General features: G+C 35.9%; 18 protein-coding genes. 13 read left to right on the forward strand and 5 right to left on the reverse strand.

Going from position 1 to position 18,459, the window contains the following annotated elements; translation table 11 throughout:
* Positions 1 to 89 precede the first annotated feature (89 nt).
* The 11 genes from ABEB23_RS17170 (at position 90) to ABEB23_RS17220 (ending at position 12,858) form a co-directional block, all read left to right on the forward strand.
* Entirely contained in the window at positions 90 to 1,178 is a 1,089-nt protein-coding gene (locus ABEB23_RS17170) for a reverse transcriptase domain-containing protein (protein WP_348813911.1), read from the forward strand.
* Positions 1,179 to 1,510: 332 nt separating this feature from the next.
* Positions 1,511 to 2,173: a (4Fe-4S)-binding protein gene (locus ABEB23_RS17175; RefSeq protein ID WP_348813912.1), complete on the forward strand. Its 663-nt coding sequence runs from the start codon at positions 1,511 to 1,513 to the stop codon at positions 2,171 to 2,173.
* A 31-nt stretch (positions 2,174 to 2,204) separates the two neighbouring features.
* On the forward strand, positions 2,205 to 2,777 hold the full coding sequence (locus ABEB23_RS17180) for a YceI family protein (RefSeq protein WP_348813913.1): 573 nt from the start codon (positions 2,205 to 2,207) through the stop codon (positions 2,775 to 2,777).
* A 207-nt stretch (positions 2,778 to 2,984) separates the two neighbouring features.
* Positions 2,985 to 3,902, forward strand: coding sequence for a DnaJ C-terminal domain-containing protein (locus ABEB23_RS17185; RefSeq protein WP_348813914.1), 918 nt, complete (start codon positions 2,985 to 2,987; stop codon positions 3,900 to 3,902).
* Positions 3,899 to 4,192, forward strand: coding sequence for a chaperone modulator CbpM (locus tag ABEB23_RS17190; RefSeq protein WP_348813915.1), 294 nt, complete (start codon positions 3,899 to 3,901; stop codon positions 4,190 to 4,192). The genes ABEB23_RS17185 and ABEB23_RS17190 overlap by 4 nt, the downstream gene beginning before the upstream one ends.
* 55 nt (positions 4,193 to 4,247) lie before the next feature.
* Positions 4,248 to 6,821 (forward strand): cation-translocating P-type ATPase, encoded by a 2,574-nt coding sequence (locus ABEB23_RS17195; RefSeq protein ID WP_348813916.1) that lies wholly within the window; start codon positions 4,248 to 4,250, stop codon positions 6,819 to 6,821.
* Positions 6,822 to 7,016: 195 nt separating this feature from the next.
* Complete coding sequence (locus tag ABEB23_RS17200; RefSeq protein ID WP_348813917.1) at positions 7,017 to 7,799, forward strand: MlaE family ABC transporter permease; 783 nt, start codon at positions 7,017 to 7,019, stop codon at positions 7,797 to 7,799.
* 8 nt (positions 7,800 to 7,807) lie between these two features.
* Positions 7,808 to 8,560, forward strand: coding sequence for an ABC transporter ATP-binding protein (locus tag ABEB23_RS17205; protein ID WP_348813918.1), 753 nt, complete (start codon positions 7,808 to 7,810; stop codon positions 8,558 to 8,560).
* A gap of 8 nt (positions 8,561 to 8,568) precedes the next feature.
* The gene (locus ABEB23_RS17210; protein ID WP_348813919.1) at positions 8,569 to 9,567 is read left to right on the forward strand and encodes an MlaD family protein; all 999 of its coding nucleotides are present in this window, start codon (positions 8,569 to 8,571) and stop codon (positions 9,565 to 9,567) included.
* Positions 9,568 to 9,586: 19 nt separating this feature from the next.
* The gene (locus ABEB23_RS17215) at positions 9,587 to 10,624 is read left to right on the forward strand and encodes a glycoside hydrolase family 130 protein (RefSeq protein ID WP_348813920.1); all 1,038 of its coding nucleotides are present in this window, start codon (positions 9,587 to 9,589) and stop codon (positions 10,622 to 10,624) included.
* Between the two features lie 11 nt (positions 10,625 to 10,635).
* Positions 10,636 to 12,858 carry a glycosyltransferase gene (locus ABEB23_RS17220; RefSeq protein ID WP_348813921.1) on the forward strand — a complete coding sequence of 741 codons (2,223 nt, stop codon included), beginning with the start codon at positions 10,636 to 10,638 and terminating at the stop codon, positions 12,856 to 12,858.
* 71 nt (positions 12,859 to 12,929) lie between these two features.
* Here the strand turns inward: ABEB23_RS17220 and ABEB23_RS17225 are convergent, their stop codons facing one another.
* From ABEB23_RS17225 to ABEB23_RS17235, 3 genes are read right to left on the reverse strand one after another with little or no spacing between them, the layout of a single operon-like run.
* Positions 12,930 to 14,009 carry an FUSC family protein gene (locus ABEB23_RS17225; protein ID WP_348813923.1) on the reverse strand — a complete coding sequence of 360 codons (1,080 nt, stop codon included), beginning with the start codon at positions 14,007 to 14,009 and terminating at the stop codon, positions 12,930 to 12,932.
* Positions 14,010 to 14,036: 27 nt separating this feature from the next.
* Complete coding sequence (locus tag ABEB23_RS17230) at positions 14,037 to 15,161, reverse strand: cysteine desulfurase family protein (protein ID WP_348813924.1); 1,125 nt, start codon at positions 15,159 to 15,161, stop codon at positions 14,037 to 14,039.
* Positions 15,162 to 15,183: 22 nt separating this feature from the next.
* The gene (locus ABEB23_RS17235; RefSeq protein WP_348813925.1) at positions 15,184 to 16,092 is read right to left on the reverse strand and encodes an EamA family transporter; all 909 of its coding nucleotides are present in this window, start codon (positions 16,090 to 16,092) and stop codon (positions 15,184 to 15,186) included.
* A 204-nt stretch (positions 16,093 to 16,296) separates the two neighbouring features.
* Between ABEB23_RS17235 and ABEB23_RS17240 the strand changes: the two genes are divergently transcribed.
* A complete protein-coding gene (locus ABEB23_RS17240) occupies positions 16,297 to 17,265 on the forward strand; it encodes a hypothetical protein (RefSeq protein WP_348813927.1) in 969 nt (322 codons plus the stop codon).
* Between the two features lie 79 nt (positions 17,266 to 17,344).
* Here ABEB23_RS17240 and ABEB23_RS17245 read toward each other — a convergent pair whose 3' ends face one another.
* Entirely contained in the window at positions 17,345 to 17,896 is a 552-nt protein-coding gene (locus ABEB23_RS17245; RefSeq protein WP_348813928.1) for a DUF8465 domain-containing protein, read from the reverse strand.
* Positions 17,889 to 18,071, reverse strand: coding sequence for a hypothetical protein (locus tag ABEB23_RS17250; protein ID WP_348813930.1), 183 nt, complete (start codon positions 18,069 to 18,071; stop codon positions 17,889 to 17,891). The genes ABEB23_RS17245 and ABEB23_RS17250 overlap by 8 nt, the downstream gene beginning before the upstream one ends.
* Before the next feature lie 120 nt (positions 18,072 to 18,191).
* On the opposite strand from ABEB23_RS17250, the gene ABEB23_RS17255 reads away from it, so the two are divergent.
* Entirely contained in the window at positions 18,192 to 18,452 is a 261-nt protein-coding gene (locus ABEB23_RS17255; RefSeq protein WP_348814006.1) for a DUF2752 domain-containing protein, read from the forward strand.
* The last annotated feature ends 7 nt before the right edge of the window (positions 18,453 to 18,459 follow it).

Here is an 18,459-nt window from a genome sequence, read left to right on the forward strand (position 1 = left end):
GATCTACGCAGAGCTCCGACCTTTTAAACCCGCTTTCTTAATTGGAGGGAGGGACATAAGAGTCCCTACTCCATTAATGATTTTCAGCTATGGATTTTGCACAATACAAAGAAAGTTTCAGCAAGGAAGCACCAAAATTAGGATATTCAAAACAGAATATACAACACTGTTTGGATTATGCCGAAGTTTTGTTTTCAAAAGACCTTCCTGTCATTTACAATCCTTCGCATTTATCCGCTCTTCTAGGATATAAAAAAGAATATATCAAGAAAGCGACGCTTTATACTCAAAAATTTTATCGTGATTTTGAAATCCAAAAGAGCAATGGTAAAAAAAGGCTGATTTCAGAACCGCTTCCCAGTTTGAAGGAAATCCAGCTTTGGATACTCAAAAACATTCTTTATAAAGTACCTGTAAGCCCTTTTGCGAAAGCGTACAAGCCAAATACGCGACTAATAGAAAATCTAAAATTTCACAAAAAACAACCTAAAGTACTCACGGTTGATTTGGAGAATTTCTTTCCATCCATTAAAATAAATGCGATTGAAAAAATTTTTACGGAATTAGGCTATTCCAGATTAGTCTCAAAAATGCTTTCCAGATTATGCACTCGGGACGGGGCTTTACCGCAAGGGGCACCTACAAGTCCCTATCTTTCTAATCTCTTGTTTAAAGCCTCCGATGAATTAATTGCTAATTTTTGCAGAGAGCGAAAAATAAGATATACACGTTATGCCGATGATTTAAGCTTTTCCGGCGATTTCAACGAAAAAGAACTACTAGATAAAGTAACCGAAACTATTGAGAAACTACATTTTAAAATTAATACCGAAAAAACAAGACTCATGACGCCCAACACTCGGCAAGTTGTTACTGGTATTGTAGTGAATGAAAGACCTCAGGTAGTATTTCATAAACGAAATGCTTTAAGACAGGCTATGTATTACATCAAAAAATTTGGTATCGATGAGCATCGTGAGTATAAGGAAATTAATCAGGCCAATTACTTGCAGCACTTACTGGGCAGAATAAATTTTGTACTACAAATAAACCCAAAAGACACTGAATTTATAGAATACAAATCCTATCTCATCGAACTAAAAAAGAAACTGGATTTGAAATTAAAAAAACCGGACTCCATATTAATATCAAAAACAACGATTTATATTAATCCTTAGAAAATACCACTCCTTAAAAGCTCCTTACAGGAGCTTTTTTAACATTCATAAAACACTGAAATAAAACATCTTATATAATAATCTAAATTAAAAAATCATTAAATTTGATAGATAAAAAACTGATTAATCATCATCATTTGTACTAGAGAATCCTATTCATTCAGATAGATGCTACCATCAAAAAAGTACTTTTCAATCTTTACAAATAACCTGTAAATGATAATACTAAAAAAATAGTTCACACTGTTTATCCGCTGTCGATAGTTCTCTCTAGATAATCTGGTAATTATGAAACAAATCGGTTTGATTCAATAAAATAAAAGTATAAAGACATGCAATACAAATTTGACAAACCTATACAAGGCCTTATAGGTACGGCTAAATACCAATGCACTATTAAGTGGCGGAACGGAGAATTTATTGCTGACGAACCTGTGAGTTCAAATGGCAATGATTCAGGACCTGACCCATTCACTTTATTGCTATCCTCATTAACATCTTGTACATTGATAACCTTGCGAATGTATATTGACCGCAAGGGTTGGAATATTCCTGAAATTTCGGTAAATGCCAATTTATATCAGGAAACAAAAGACGGAGCCATAGCAACTATAATCGACTGCGATTTAGTATTTCCCAATTCTGTTGATGAGCAGCAAAAAATTAAATTACAGGAAATTGCAAAACACTGTCCCATTTCGAGACTCTTGGAAAACAATATTAAAGTCCGAACTTTTGTTTTTAAAGACACTGAAACAAAAAAAATAAATTATAGTAATGACGAAATTACAGTCGTATGGAAACCGGAATTTTGTCAACATTCTTTAAGATGCTGGACGCAACTTCCAGAAGTTTTTAATCCTAAAATAAAAAAATGGATTGACGCAAATGGTGCTCCGTCAGAAAAAATAATAGAACAAGTTATGAAATGTCCTTCTGGTGCACTTCGGTATTTTTATAATAAAAGCAAACAAGAAGGAAAAGAAAAAATTTAGATTTCATCCGTTAATTTTTAAATTTTATATCATGAAAAAAACAGCAATACTTATTACGGCACTATTATTCACCAACTTACTATTGGCACAAACAACATGGAAGGCTGACCCGATGCATTCAAAATTAACGTTTAGCACAGTCCATCAGGGTATCTCTGATATCGCAGGATTATTCAAAATTTTTGAAATCACCGCCACAAGCAAGCAATCTGATTTCAGCGATGCAACCTTTAAGCTGTCAACAGAGGTAACCTCCATCGATACTGAAGTAGAAATGCGTGACAATCATTTGCGAAGCGATGAATTCTTTGATGTAAAACAGTATCCAAAAATGACTTTCGAAAGTACATCGATACAAAAAACAGGGGAAAATAAATACAATCTTATGGGCCAACTCACTCTCCATGGAATTACAAAGCCCGTAACGGTAAAAATGTGGTATAGAGGCACAATAGAAAACCCACAAAACAAAGCAATTACGTCTGGATTTCAATTTACTGCAGTTTTAAAACGATCCGATTTTAATATCGGACCCAAATTTCCCGCCCCTATGATCAGCGATGAAGTAATGATTAAAGCCGATTGCGAATTTATAAAGCAATAATATTTTTCTAATGGTACCGATTTAAAACTAGAAATTTTTCTGGTCAAGGAAGCTTTAAACGAAAAGCAAAGTGCTTTCTAAAAATTCAGAAACAATAATATCAATCCTAATAAATTCATTGCGTGTAATTTTATACTACAATGGTTTCAATGGATTTCTTGAATTAATAAAAATGTTACCGACAGAAATCAGAAAAACAATATAAAAATGGCATTTATAGACTATTACAAAATATTGGAAGTAAATAAAAACGCAACTGAAGCCGAGATAAAAAAAGCGTACCGTAAACTGGCCAGAAAGTACCATCCCGATTTGAATCCAAATGACAAGGAAGCTGAAAAAAAATTCAAGGAAATCAATGAGGCGAATGAAGTATTGAGCCATGCCGAAAATCGAAAAAAATACGATGAATATGGTGAAAACTGGCAGCATGCGGAACAATATGAAAAAGCCAAACAGCAACAACAGCAATACCAAAGAAGTGGTCAAGGTGCCGATTTTGGTGGTTTTGGCGGTGGTGGTTTCAGTGGCGGCGGAGATTATTCGGATTTTTTTGAATCTATGTTTGGAGGTCGGGCATCCAGAGGTGGCGGTCGTCGCACTGCCGCGTACAAGGGAGAAGATTTTAATGCCGAATTACATCTTGATCTAAAAGACGTGTACACTACCCACAAACGCACTTTAAACGTAAATGGCAAAAACATTCGCCTCACAATTCCGGCAGGAGTTGAAAATGGTCAACAGATAAAAATCAGCGGACAGGGTAGCGAAGGAATAAATGGTGGCCCAAAAGGAGATTTATACATTACCTTCACCATTGAAAATCATACCCATTTTAAAAGAGATAAAAGCAATTTATACAGCACCGCGAATATTGATTTATATAGTGCTATTCTGGGCGGAGAAGTAATGGTGGAAACTTTTGACGGAAAAGTAAAACTAAAAGTAGCACCGGGAACCCAAAACGGCACCAAAGTAAAATTAAAAGGAAAAGGTTTTCCTGTTTATAAAAAAGAAGGGGAATTTGGCGATTTATACATTACCTATCAGGTAGAAATCCCAAAACAGCTTACTGAAAAAGAAAAAGAATTATTTGAAGAACTTGCTAAGTTAAGAACCTCATGAATATAGAGAACCTCATCCCTGTAGCTACATTATCTGCCCATTACAAAGTGGAAATGCCATTCTTTGGCCATCTCAATGAAATGGGACTGATAGAAATTCAAATCATCGAAGACACCCAATATATCCATCCTGATGCTATCTATGAAATTGAAAAAATGATACGGATGCACCAAGAACTAGAGGTTAATATCGAAGGAATAGATGTTGTCTTAAATCTATTGGAAAAAATAGAGGACTTACAAAACGAATTGACTGCAGTAAAAAACAGATTGCGTTTGTATGAAAGTTAAAATCAGACCATCATAATACCGCTCTGCCATAGTATAAAAAGTAAAAAACAACAACATGAACTGGCATTTAATCCCTATTTCGGAAATAGCCCAGTTGTTGAATACAACACCATCCGGCATTGATTCTGTAACTGCCTCAAAGCTCCTTGAAGAATGCGGAAAAAACCAAATTGAGGATAAAAAAAAGAAAACTGTTTTGCAGATGCTACTGCATCAGTTAGCTGATTTTATGATTCTCATTCTTATTATTGCTGCCATTATTTCCAGCTTACTGGGAGATATCACTGATTCCGTAGTTATTCTTACTATTGTTGTTATTAACGCCATGGTTGGTGTCATACAAGAATACCGTACCGAAAAAGCGATGGAAGCTTTAAAGAGTATGGTAGCTCAATACGCCCGTGTTATACGTGAAGGGAAAATAATTGATATCCCAGCTTCAAATTTAGTACCAGGCGATGTTGTGATGCTCGAAGGAGGAAAAAGCATTCCTGCTGATGTTCGTTTTTTTGAAACCCATCAATTAAGGGTGGATGAATCAGCCTTAACAGGAGAATCATACAATGTCGAAAAAAATACAGAAACGCTTCCTGAAGCAGCATATTCTATTGGCGACCTAACCAATATGGGATTTAAAGGAACCTTTATAACTGCGGGTCGGGCGCTTGCCTATGTAGTCTCCACAGGAATGAATACTGAGTTGGGACACATCGCTAAAATGATTCAAACCAATGAAACCATAACCCCTTTACAAAAGAGATTAAGTGCTTTCGGAAAACGGTTGTCTGTTGTAATCCTTTTTATTTGCGCGGCGATTTTTTTAATTGGCTTAGTGCGCGGCGAATCAGCGCTCACCATGTTGATCACGGCTATTTCACTGGCGGTCGCTGCCATACCCGAAGCCTTACCGGCGATGGTAACAATTGCATTAGCCTTTGGCGCCAAGCGACTAGTAAAAAACAATGTACTCATCCGCAAACTACCTGCAGTAGAGACGCTGGGATCGGTAACCCATATATGCACAGATAAAACCGGCACGCTTACTTTGAATAAAATGACCGTGGAAGCCATTTATGAAACTTCAGATCAAACAGCTAATCTTATATTCAACGATAACAACACATTGCTTCATGCGATGGCGTTAAGTAATGATGTTTCAAAAGATAAAGACGGTAAACATTTAGGAAGTTCAACAGAAATAGCATTATTCCAATATGCTTCGACCAAAAACATTCACAAAGATGATTTAGAAATTTTATACCCAAGAATCGCCGAATTACCTTTTGATTCCGATAGAAAATTCATGACCACCTTTCATCAATCTGAAAGAGGTATCGTTATGATTACCAAAGGTGCTGTGGATGTATTATTGAATAAATTGACAGAAAGTCAACAATCACTGATTCCGGAATTTGAAATCGCGGTAAACCAAATGTCAGAAAAAGGATATCGGGTATTGGGTTATGCGATACGAACGCTTACTGAACTGCCGGCACAAATAAACCCCACTGAAATCGAGACCGAATTAACATTGATAGGTTTTGCCGGAATGATTGATCCGCCCAGAGAAGAAGCCAAACAGGCGGTTTTGGAATGTAAGCAAGCCGGAATTGTTCCTATCATGATTACAGGAGATCATAAACTTACCGGTCAGGCAATTGCAAAAGAATTGGGAATAATTTCCAACAAGGAAGACCTCGTTTTGACAGGTTATGAACTTGCCAAATTAACGCAAGATGAATTTACAGAAATTGTAGACAAAGTGCGGGTCTATGCCCGTGTAAATCCAGAGCAAAAATTAAAAATCATTACCGCATTACAATCTAAAAATCATTTTGTAGCCATGACTGGTGACGGTGTTAATGACGCTCCCGCATTGAAAAATGCTGACATTGGCATCGCCATGGGAATTAACGGAACAGAAGTATCCAAAGAAGCCTCACACATGATTTTACTAGATGATAATTTTGCCACGATCGTTGTTGCCGTCAAACACGGCAGAAAAATATTCGACAATATCCTGAAATTCATCAAGTACATCATGACTGGAAATTCAGGTGAAATATGGGTGATTTTTCTAGCTCCTTTTTTTGGTTTACCAATCCCGCTTTTGGCCATACATATTCTCTGGATCAACTTAATAACGGATGGTTTACCCGGATTGGCACTCGCCTCAGAACCTGCAGAAAGTGGTATAATGAAACGACCACCCAGAGAACCTAAAAAAAATATTTTTGCAGACGGGATGGCCTATCACATTTTATGGGTGGGTTTTCTGATGGGGGCAGTAACCCTTGCGGTCCAGGCATGGGCGATACATTCCCTAAACTCACATTGGCAGACAATGGCTTTCACCGTGCTCTGTTTCAGCCAATTGGGACATGTTATGGCCATTCGATCGGACTGTGAATCCATATTCAAAATTGGTGTTTTTTCGAATAAACCGATGCTATTAGCCCTATTCATTACCATAGGATTACAATTGATGATTGTTTACACTCCATTTTTTAACCAAATTTTCAAAACACAACCGCTAAATTTATACGAATTGACAGCAACCATAGCCCTGTCGAGTATTGTATTTTGGGCAGTCGAAATTGAAAAATGGATTAAAAACCTAAACAAATAATCAAAGTCATTTCTAAATACTTTGACGTTGCAGAAAAAGCATAAAAAAATTTCTACATCAAGCAGTATTTAACTAAATTTATTAAACAGTTACCTCATTGGGAAATATTAAAAAACTCAAGCAAAACATCTGAAAATCACTACAATATCACTATATTTGAGAAGGCTTTTATACTGAAATTAATTCATTGTCGATATGGATAATATTTTTAAAATAATCGAAATACTAAAAAAATTCTTACTGGAAATAGGTGAATTATCCTATTTTGCAGGTCGATTTTTTAAAGAGTCGTTTAAGCCTCCTTATGAATTTAAAGAATTTATTCGTCAATGTTATTACATGGGAAACCGCTCTTTACTTCTTGTAGCGGTTACGGGTTTTATAATCGGGCTGGTTTTTGATTTACAATCACGTCCCACACTTCAGGAATTTGGTGCCGTTTCCTGGATGCCTTCCATGGTAAGCATATCCATTATTCGAGAAATAGGCCCCATTATTACCGCTTTGATTTGCGCAGGTAGGATTGGCTCCGGAATTGGTGCGGAATTAGGCTCTATGCGCGTGACAGAACAAATAGATGCTATGGAAGTCTCGGGCACCAACCCTTTTAAATACCTAGTGGTTACCCGTATAATGGCAACAACCTTTATGCTCCCTATCTTAGTGTTATTTGGAGATGCTATTGCGCTTTTTGGTTCTTTTCTGGTAGAAAATTTAAAAGGAAATGTATCCTTTTTATTATATTTTAATCAGGTCTTTGACGCTTTGGAGTTTGGCGACTTGATTCCCTCTACCATAAAAACATTCTTTTTTGGATTTGCCATTGGACTAGTGGGCTGCTTTAAGGGATATTATTGCAAAAAGGGAACTGCCGGTGTAGGATTAGCAGCAAATTCTGCGGTCGTTTATACCTCGATGCTACTTTTCATTATTGACTTTGTTGCCGTTTTTGTCACAGACATTTTTTATGATTTATAAAAATAATTATGAATACCAGTACACCTAATAAAAAACCCATTATAGAAATCACCGACTTAAAAAAAAGTTATGGCGACAATCATGTATTGGCCGGTTTTAATATGGTTTTAAATGAAGGGGAAAATTTAGTTATCATGGGAAAATCAGGTTCCGGAAAATCAGTAATGATAAAGTGTCTGATTGGATTGGAAGAACCGGATAGTGGATCCATTATAGTAATGGGAAAAGATATCAGTAAATTGAATCGCGATGAATTAGACGAGCTTCGGACCGAAGTTGGTTTTTTATTTCAGGGAAGTGCCCTTTATGATTCCATGACGGTTCGCGAAAATTTGGAATTCCCATTACGACGCCACACAAAAAAATTTGGGGAGATTGAAGACACTACTCCCTTGGTTATGGAAGCCCTAGAAAATGTTGGCTTGGCACATACTATTAATCTGATGCCAGAGGAACTTTCCGGCGGAATGAAACGAAGAGTCGCCTTAGCCAGAACATTAATTCTGCAGCCCCGTATTATTCTTTACGACGAACCTACAACTGGATTAGACCCAATAACTGCAAAGGAAATTTTGCTGTTAATGATCTCGATTCAAAAAAAATACAATACTTCTGCCATTATTATTACACATGATGTGGATTGTGCCAGAATGATTTCAAACAGAATGATTTTATTAGTAGATGGCCTCAATTATGCCGAAGGTACATTCGAAGATTTATCTACTTCAACAGACCCAAAAATACAAGCTTTCTTTAAATAAATATAGCTATGGAAAAAACTGCATCACAAAAAATACAACTTGGACTATTTGTATTAATCGGTTTAATGGTGTTTGTTGTGGCCGTATATTTTATTGGCGATAAACAAAAAATGTTTGGAAAAACAAATCATCTTTTTGCCGTTTTTAATAACGTGAACGGATTGCAATTAGGCAACAATGTTCGCTATTCCGGAATAAACGTGGGAACTGTCCGAGGAATTGAAATGATCAACGACAGTGTCATACAGGTAGATATGATTATTGATAAAACTATTTTTGCCCATATCAAAAAAGATGCTGTTGCCACCATCAGTTCAGATGGACTGGTAGGTAATATGATTATAAATATTTTACCGGGAAAAGGAACTCAAGGTTTTGTTGAACCGGGAGATGAGATTCATTCCCTAAATCGTATAAGGACAGATGACATGCTTAATACGCTGGGTGTAACTAATAAAAATGCTGCTCAACTTACAGAAGAGTTACTTAAAATCACCAATGAAATCAATCGGGGAAAAGGAACTGTGGGCAAGCTACTCAAAGATACTATTATGGCAAAAGATTTATCAGAAACCATGCATTATTTGAAAATAACCACAAAAGGAACCTCAGAATCGGTAGAAAGACTCAATAAACTTATTGCTTCGCTTGATAACAAAGACAATGTAATTGGTGCTTTGAAAGATCCGGCTGTAGCCAATAATATCAAAATGATAGTTCAGAATTTAGATCAGTCGACTGAAGAAATAAACAAAGTAGTTAAGAACCTCAACGAAACTGTTTTGAATATAAAAGAAGGCAAAGGAGCTATCAATTATCTTTCAAACGATCCTAATTTAGTCATAAAAATAGACTCTACTGTCACTAATATTAATAAAGCCACCATCCTTTTGAATGAAGATTTGGAAGCTATGAAACATAGCTTTTTATTGAAAGGATATTTTAAAAAACAGGAGAAAGCCAAAAAGAAAGAACAAAAAAAGAAAGAGAAAGAAGAAATGTACTGAGTCATAAGAATATCACATCATGGTCGCAATAGAGAAGCTTGGCATAATCCTAAGTCCCACTGACAAAAATTTTGAAAGTACGGGAGTATTTAACCCTGGAATTTATCAGGAAGGCAATACGATCCATATCTTGTATCGCGCGGTAGAGAACGGAAATTATTCCTCCATTGGGTACGCGAAAACAGAAGGACCGCTCAAAGTAATAGAAAGAAAAGAACAGCCCTTAATTAGCCGTGATTTCGATTACGAAAAACACGGTGTGGAAGATCCAAGAATTGTAAAAATTGAAGATACTTTTTATATAACCTATACTGTCTATGATGGTGTCAATGCAATGGGTGCGCTTGCTACTTCAAAGGATTTGATTCATTTTGAAAAGCATGGGATCATCACCCCTCAGGTAAACTATCAGGAATATGAAAATTATGTGACAGATAATGAAGGTGAAAACCTAAATCCAAAATACCATCAATATTACAACTTATTTGAACAAATAGGACTGGCTGGAGACGAAACCCGTTTACTGCGGGATAAAGATGTCGTCCTGTTTCCAAGAAAAATAAACGGAAAATTTGTTCTCTTACATCGTATCTGGCCAGGAATCCAAATTGTTCAATTCGATGACTGGAAAGATTTAACACAGTCTTTCTGGAAAGAATATCTTAAAGAACTTGTCAACCATATTGTAATGGATCCTAGAAATCTATTCGAAGTAAAATACATTGGATCCGGTGGTCCTCCGATTGAAACTGAATTTGGTTGGCTACTGATATATCATGGTGTAGAGGAAACTACAACAGGAAAAATATATCACGCTGGAGCTGCATTATTACAACTAGACAAACCTCATATCGAATTAGCACGATTGCCTTATCCTTTATTCTCTCCTGTTAAACAGTGGGAAAAAGAAGGCGAAGTAAGCGATGTTGTGTTTCCAACGGGACATGCATTGTTTGGAACTGACCTATACATCTATTATGGCGTTGCAGATAAACACATTGCCGTCGCCAAATTAGATATCAACGAATTGCTTTTGGAACTGAGAAAACAACCCTAAAATACACTGTCATGGTTTTTGAAAAGGGAATAAAAATGCTAATTGTTAGTTCTTATCCGCCTCGAGCATGCGGAATAGCGACTTTTTCAAATGACATTGTCAATGCAGCTAATAAGGTATTTGGCGAAACTCTTCCTGTTGAAGTCTGCGCATTAGAAAACAGTAAAGATCAATTCACTTATGGTGATGAAGTAAAATATACCTTATTGGCATCTTCTTTAGATGATTATCGGCTGGTTGCCGAGAAAATAAATGAACGAAAAGATATTGGTTTGGTTTGTATCCAACATGAATTTGGGCTTTTTGGTGGAGAATACGGTGATTATATTCTTTCTTTTATACTGGCCTTAAATAAACCAATTGTAACTGCCTTTCATACAGTATTGCCAAATCCTGATGAAAAGAGAAAAAAAGTGGTTCATGCTATTGTTGATCTTTCTGATCGCATTATCGTTCTGACCAAAAATTCAAGAACACTTTTGACAAATTATTATGATTGTGAGGAATCAAAAACAATATTAATTCCACATGGCACACATACCATCCTTTGGGGGCTAAAAGAAAATTTAAAAAACAAATATGATTTATCGAATAAAATAGTGATGACTACTTTTGGCTTAATAAGCGAAAACAAAAACATCGAAACAATATTGCAGGCATTACCCGAAATTGTTACTAAACACCCCGAAGTAATTTATCTGGTAATTGGAAAAACTCATCCCGAAGTCGTCAAAAATGAAGGAGAAAGATACCGTAACAAACTTATAGACATCGTACAGGAACTTCAGCTGGAAAACAATGTTATTTTTATTGATGAATATCTCGAATTAAAAGAACTACTGGAATATTTGACTGTCTCAGAAATTTATTTGTTTTCTTCCAAGGATCCCAACCAAGCAGTCAGTGGTACCTTTTCTTACGCCATGAGTTGCGGCTGTGCCGTGATTTCTACCCCTATCCCCCATGCAATTGAATCTCTTAATGATGGCAACGGAATACTATTAAAAGAGTTTGGCAATTCCAAAGAATTTCAAAAAGCCATTCTTCAGCTCATCGAAAATAAAGAACAGCGAACTGCAATGGGAAAAAATGCTTTCTCATTGGCGCAAGCAACAAACTGGGAAAATATTGCGATCCAATACCGATTACTTTTCGATCAGCTGACCAATCGAGAGGAAGATTTGAAATTCAATTTTCCTCCTATAAAACTGGATCACATTAAAAAACTGACTACCGACTTTGGGATACTGCAGTTTTCTAAATTCAGCGAACCGGATCCCGAATCAGGTTATACTTTAGACGATAATGCAAGGGCATTAATAAACATGGTATTGTATAACAAATTTAGACCTGATGACTCCGTTCTGAAACTCGCAGACATCTATTTGACGTACGTTGAAGGGATTCAACTCGACAACGGTTGGTTTAATAATTATAAAAATTTTGAGCACCAATTGACAGCGCAAAATGAGGAAGTAAATCTTGAAGATGCGAACGGAAGGGCATTATGGAGTTTGGGTACTGTAATTGGCTATAAAGATTCCCTGCCTGAAGATTTTGTAAATCGGGCACAGAAATGTTGGGATAAAGCATTCACAAGAGTAGATGACATTGTTTCCCCAAGAGCTATCGCTTACTGTCTGAAAGGGCTTTATAGTTATTATTCCGCTCATCAGGAAGACACTATCAAAAAAACGATAGAACGACTCGCTGATAAACTTTTACATCATTATCATATCAATTCTGACGAAAACTGGTGCTGGTATGAAGACTACATGACTTACGCCAATAATATTTTACCTGAGGCATTGATGTGCAGTTATTTGGCCACGGGAAAACTGAAATACAAAAAAATTGCGATAACCACTTTTGACTTCCTGTTGTCCCATTATTTTATGAAAGGACAACTAAAAGTTATTTCAAACAGAGGTTGGTTCAAAAAAGAAAACGAAAGAAAATTTTACGGAGAACAACCCATCGAGGTAGCGACAACAATTATCGCTCTTGATCTTTTTTACGAAGTCACTAAAAACAGGAAATACAAAGACCAACTCAGAATGGCTTTTATTTGGTTTCTGGGAAATAATCATCTCAAACAAATCATGTATAATCCTGAAAACGGCGCCTCTTACGACGGCCTTGAAGACAAACAAATTAACATTAATCAAGGAGCTGAATCTACCTTGTGTTTCTTTAAAGCACGATTACTCATGGAAAAATATGGCCAAAAATGATGGTGTTTTATCGGTATCCAATGAGTCCAAGTCTAAGATAAGAAACCTCCGGAAAGAGCTAATTTTTGACTTTACTTTCTTAAAACATGCACTCTGGTTTTACGAATTTGTCTTTCGGCTTTATGGCGAAATTGTTCGTGATGCAAAAACCATCCTCCTATAGCTCCTATAACACTTCCCAAAAGAATATCCATAAAACGAACCGAAATTAAAGTCGTAGGATCAACAGTCATAGCGCTGCCAGCTTCGGCTAAAAACAAAGTTAATGGGGTAATAAAAATGACCGCCAGCCCATAATGTCTCCCAATCAGCATTTCAATTATAAACTGCAGCACCATAATACTGATACAGATTGTTAAAGGAGTCATTTTTAGCAATAACAACAACCAAGCAAGTCCCAAACCTATAAAAGTTCCTAAAATCCGTTGAAAACTCCTTTGCCATATATGCTGAAAACTCGCTCCCTGCATGACGGCGGCACAGGATATCGGCAACCAATACGGATTTTCTAACTGAAGTAAATGTCCTGCAAGCAGTGACAAAAAGATAAAAAAACCAACAATCAGCGCTTCAAATAAAGTGGCATAATATTTTCTTTTGACCACAATCAATTCGCTTTTTTGGGGACTCTTTTTAGTTATATACAAACTATAAAAAAACGCTAAAAAACAGGCTAACATCGCTCCCATTCCAATTAATCCCACACGCGTTGGAATGGTCATTAAGTCAAAAGGCATGCAACTGGCAATAGAAGCAATCATGATAAAAAAGAAACTTCCGGGCGGTTTCATTCCAAAGTAATTGACAACCAAATACACAGCTCCTGCAAATAAGCCCAGTACTATTGAAGAGAAAATGGGATTAAAACTAAAGGAAATTCCAATAGCAAAGGAAATCATAAAACCAAAAGAACAGGCCAATAAAGTAATCATTCGGCGGGCTAATGTCGTCGATGGCAAATACAGAATCACCAATCCTGCCATACAGGACAAAATCCCATAATCAAGCTTATCAAAATAATAACCAATCAACAAGGGCAGACCAACGCATAAGGATGCCAAAACCGGAATATGCCAAAGCCTCTCTGTTTTTTTTAATTCAAACAGAAACATAATTTCTTTATGCAACCGACTTCTAAAGTTATCCTTCATCCTGCTCCCTTATTATTCAACTTAGGTTTAAATAGTTTTCAGCGCCTGAACCAATACATCAATATCTTCTTTTGTATTGTAATGGCTTATCGAAATTCTCAAACTTGGTTTTTTCAAATCTTCAGATGAGAGAAATTCGGCTAAAACATGTGATGCTTTTATACTTCCGCTTTGACAGGCACTTCCGCGGGAAACAGCAATCCCTTTCATGTCTAAATGGAATAAAATCATAGCGGTTTTATCTTCCGAAAGAGGTAATAAAACATTCAAAATATTATAAAATCCTTCCGGGTTCCCATTAATCGAAAAAGTGGGAAATTCGATTTCAAGCTGGTGGATTAAATAACTTTTCAGTTCAGAAATATATATTTTTTCTGATTCCAAATTAGCATAGGAAAGTTCCAAAGCCTTTGCCATTCCGGCAATTTGGTGAACAGCTTCGGTACCGGCGCGCAATCCTTTTTCTTGTTCTCCTCCAAAAAACAAGGGTTGTAATCCTGAGTTTTTTCGAACAAAAGCAAAACCGACACCTTTTGGACCGTGAAATTTATGGGCACTGGCTACAATAAAATCAACCGACAATTTTTGTAAATCGATTTCTGTTTTTCCAACAGATTGAACTGTATCCGAATGGAATAGTGCGTTATGCTGTTTACATATAATACCTATTCGATCTAAATTTAAAATAGTTCCGATTTCGTTATTAACATGCATCAGGCTGACCAATGTTTTAGTCTCCTGCGAAAGCAATTCTACTAAATCAGTTGTATCAATTTCCCCATTGGGCTTAATTGCCACATAATCTACCTGAATACCATATTCTTCTTGCAAGGCCAATACAGTATATAAAACTGCATGATGCTCAATTTTACTTGTGACAATTCGTTTTACCTTCAAATCTTTAACGGCAGAACGAAGTATCCAATTGTTGGCCTCAGTACCACAAGAAGTAAAAATAATCTCTTGCGCTGCCGCATTCAAATGCTTTGCAATGGATTTTCTCGAAAGCTCTAATACACTTTTTGCATTTCGCCCAAAACTGTGTGTTGACGAAGGATTTCCATAATCTTCTGCCAATACCTTGGTCATTTCCTGAATAACTTCCGGACGAATGGCTGTTGTAGAAGCATTATCGAGATATATTTTTTTCATCTTTTAAAAATTATTTTAAAACTTAGTTTTTTGATGGCACTACTTTCATTTTACCTGAAAAGAGCAGTTTCTCATTAAAAACAATTATTGAAACCAAAATAAGAAAATAAGAAAACAACTGTAAAGTACTCACGGCTTCTTTGTAATAGAAAATCGCCAATAAAAAATTAATAATCGGATTGATATAGATCATAATTCCTACTGCAGAAGAATTTATTCCCTTAAGTGCATACAAATTTAAAAACAACGGAATAATAGTAAAAAATACCACAATGACTAATAAACATCCGTAAAACAAAGGCTCCGTTGGGATTGCTCCACTATACTTTGGATAAAATGGAAGTAAAATTATGGCGGTAAACAACAATTGTATAGCTAACACTATGAATTTATCTAATTCGCTATTCTTTCGCTGACTTACTAAATATATCGCATAAGTCGCCGCCGTAATAAGGCTGTAAAAAATATCTTCAAAATGATTCAGTGATAATAAAACACAGCTAAATACGCTTATTACGACTGCAATCCATTGCCATTGGCTCAGTTTTTCTTTCAATAAAAAAAAGGCAAAAACGGTGGTCAGAATAGGGCATACTAAATAAGCCAAAGAAGCTGCTTTGACACTAACATGATTCATCACATAGATAAAAACAAACCAGTTTGAAGCTAAAAATATGCCACCACCTAAAGTCAGCCTGACAACACTTTGTTTCTGTTTTGGGCTCATCTTCTTGAAATGATCCCAATTTTGTCGCAATACATTTCGTCGAAAAGCGAGATTAATAAACACCATTAAAATAACACTGAAAAAAACGCGATAAAATAAAATGTCTAAAGAAGGATAATTGTGTAACGGTTTTAATGCTAAACTAAAAAATCCCCAGATAAAAAAAGCCAAAAATGCAGAGAGGTAGTATTTGTTAAGTCTCATGTCCAGTATTAAATTCCGGCAAAGATAAGGATTTCTATTGGCTTTGAATTAAACTCGGAACTTCCATTATGCGTAAGTTTTTAGCTTTCCCTAAATCTTTGCTAAAAGTGACGGAAACAAATTCGGTATTAAATTCGATGTTTTTGAATCGGAATGTATTTGGAACAAATTAAAAATTCTATTTTTGTTTCAAATTTTAGAAAAATGAAAAGAGTTGCGAGCCTGTTGGTTTTATTACTATTGTTAAACGGTTGTGATGACGGTGATTTAATCCAAGAAGATATTAATTTTGAAGATGTAACAGCACAAAGTTGCGGTACAAACAAAGTCATCTTTAAACTGAAAGATAAGGAATCCTTACTTCTTGAAATCACTGAAAGCACCTTTACCTTTCCCAGTGAACCAACTCCAGAGGGCGAACCAATTATCCTAGACATTAACGATGCGAATCGTGTGGTATACCGTTTTTATAACGGAACAGTTAGCACTGACAATATCTGTGAAACGATTCCTCCCGCTCTACCTGCTGTAACTGATCAATGGACGGCTACAGATGGTCAAATCCAAATTATCACCACTACTGTAAAAACAACAGATGCCACAACGGGCAGAACAAAAATCACTGGGTATAACCATAATATCATTTTTAAGAATATTACTTTTCAGAAACAAAATGGTACCCAAGTATATGAAACATTTGCTTTTGGAGATTATGTAACTACTGCAAATAATTTACCTTTCGGTTTTGATGAAGTGGTGCAACAATGTAGTACTTCAAAACAAATCTATAATTATACCAGCAGCGAATCGCTGACATTGGATGGTATCGATCCTAATTTGATTAAAAACGAGATCACACCATTAAATACCCCTAGAACAGGACTAATAGGAACTTCTGTAAACAAGCTTGTCTATCGTTTGTTTTCGAATGGAGTATTGACTCCTGAGTATTTTTGTAATACAGAAATTCCAGTTCTTCCTTCCATAGATGAAGAGTGGATTGCCGAGGAAGGCGTAACTGATGTGAGCGGAATTATCGAAGTGACCACCACCAATGTATTGGACACTTACACCCATCACATTGTACTTAAAAAAGTAACTTTCGTTAAGGGGAACAGTAACTTCACCTTAGGTGACAGCTATATTTATGGAGATTTAACCACTACAAACTAATCCTTTTTACAACCATAAAAAAAAAACGTCAGTATAATTACTGACGTTTTTTTTGATCTCAATCGAAAGAAAAAAAATACTATTTCGTGTTTTGTTTAAAATAAACCTCTGTGGCTCCCAATCCGTATTTTTGATAATTCGCATCTTGAAAATCAATATTATCATAACGGCCCAATAAAAAATCGAGTTCTGCTTTGAGGATTCCTTCGCCAACTCCATGAATAAAAACAATCTTCGGAATGCGATTGCGAATCGCAAATTCGATGTGTCTTTTGGCTGTTTCAGATTGTAAAGTCAAGATATCGTAATTCGACATCCCGCGTTTATTAGGAACTAATTTTTCAATATGCAAATCAAACTCCGGCGCAGCAACTTCGTTTTTATCTTTACGTTCTTTGACAAAACTTCTTGGTTTTGGAATTTCTTTTTCTTTGCTGATTTCATCCACATTAATCCTTCTGATTGAATCCATTAAATTATTGGAATCACCCAACTTAATTAACTCATTCGCAGAAAAATTCATGGTAAACCCATCTTCTGTTTCTATGGTTATCTGTTGGTCTTTCACAGATAACACCACTCCATTTACGGCCTCATCAAGAACTGAAACCTTATCTCCTTTGTTAAACATCGTCTTCTTCTTTATCTTGATTTTTACTTGGTGTTTTGGCACTCAATCGCATCATTCCATACATAAAAACGGCAATTGCAATTACCATTACATAGACATTCTTTTCTTCACTTTTTTGCTCATAAAAGGCAACTAATATGGCAATAACCATTATTGGAATTATAAACTTTTTCATTTCATTCTATTTCAGTTTTCAAAAGTAAGGAATTTAAAACAGCCTTTATTTATTATCTCAACCGTTTCTTATTTTTTTGTAAAATTGTAAAAACAAAAACCATTGGATTTAGAAAAATACATGATTCCCTGCTTAAGCAAAACACTCTTTGGAATAGAGTGTTTAGGATGTGGCTTTCAGCGGTCCTTGCTCCTGCTTCTTAAAGGCAACTTTGCAATGGCATTTCAAATGTATCCGGCTATTTACACCTGTCTTTTATTTTTCGGAACTATAGGCTTACATTTTTTCGACAAAAGTAGAAATTACCGAAAACTATTAATTGGTATGACTATACTCAACGGACTTTTTATGGTGGGAGGCTATTATTACAAACACTTCTGATCGATTA

Origin of the sequence: Flavobacterium maritimum (assembly GCF_040049085.1) — a bacterium.
In the GTDB taxonomy this organism is placed as follows: domain Bacteria; phylum Bacteroidota; class Bacteroidia; order Flavobacteriales; family Flavobacteriaceae; genus Flavobacterium; species Flavobacterium maritimum.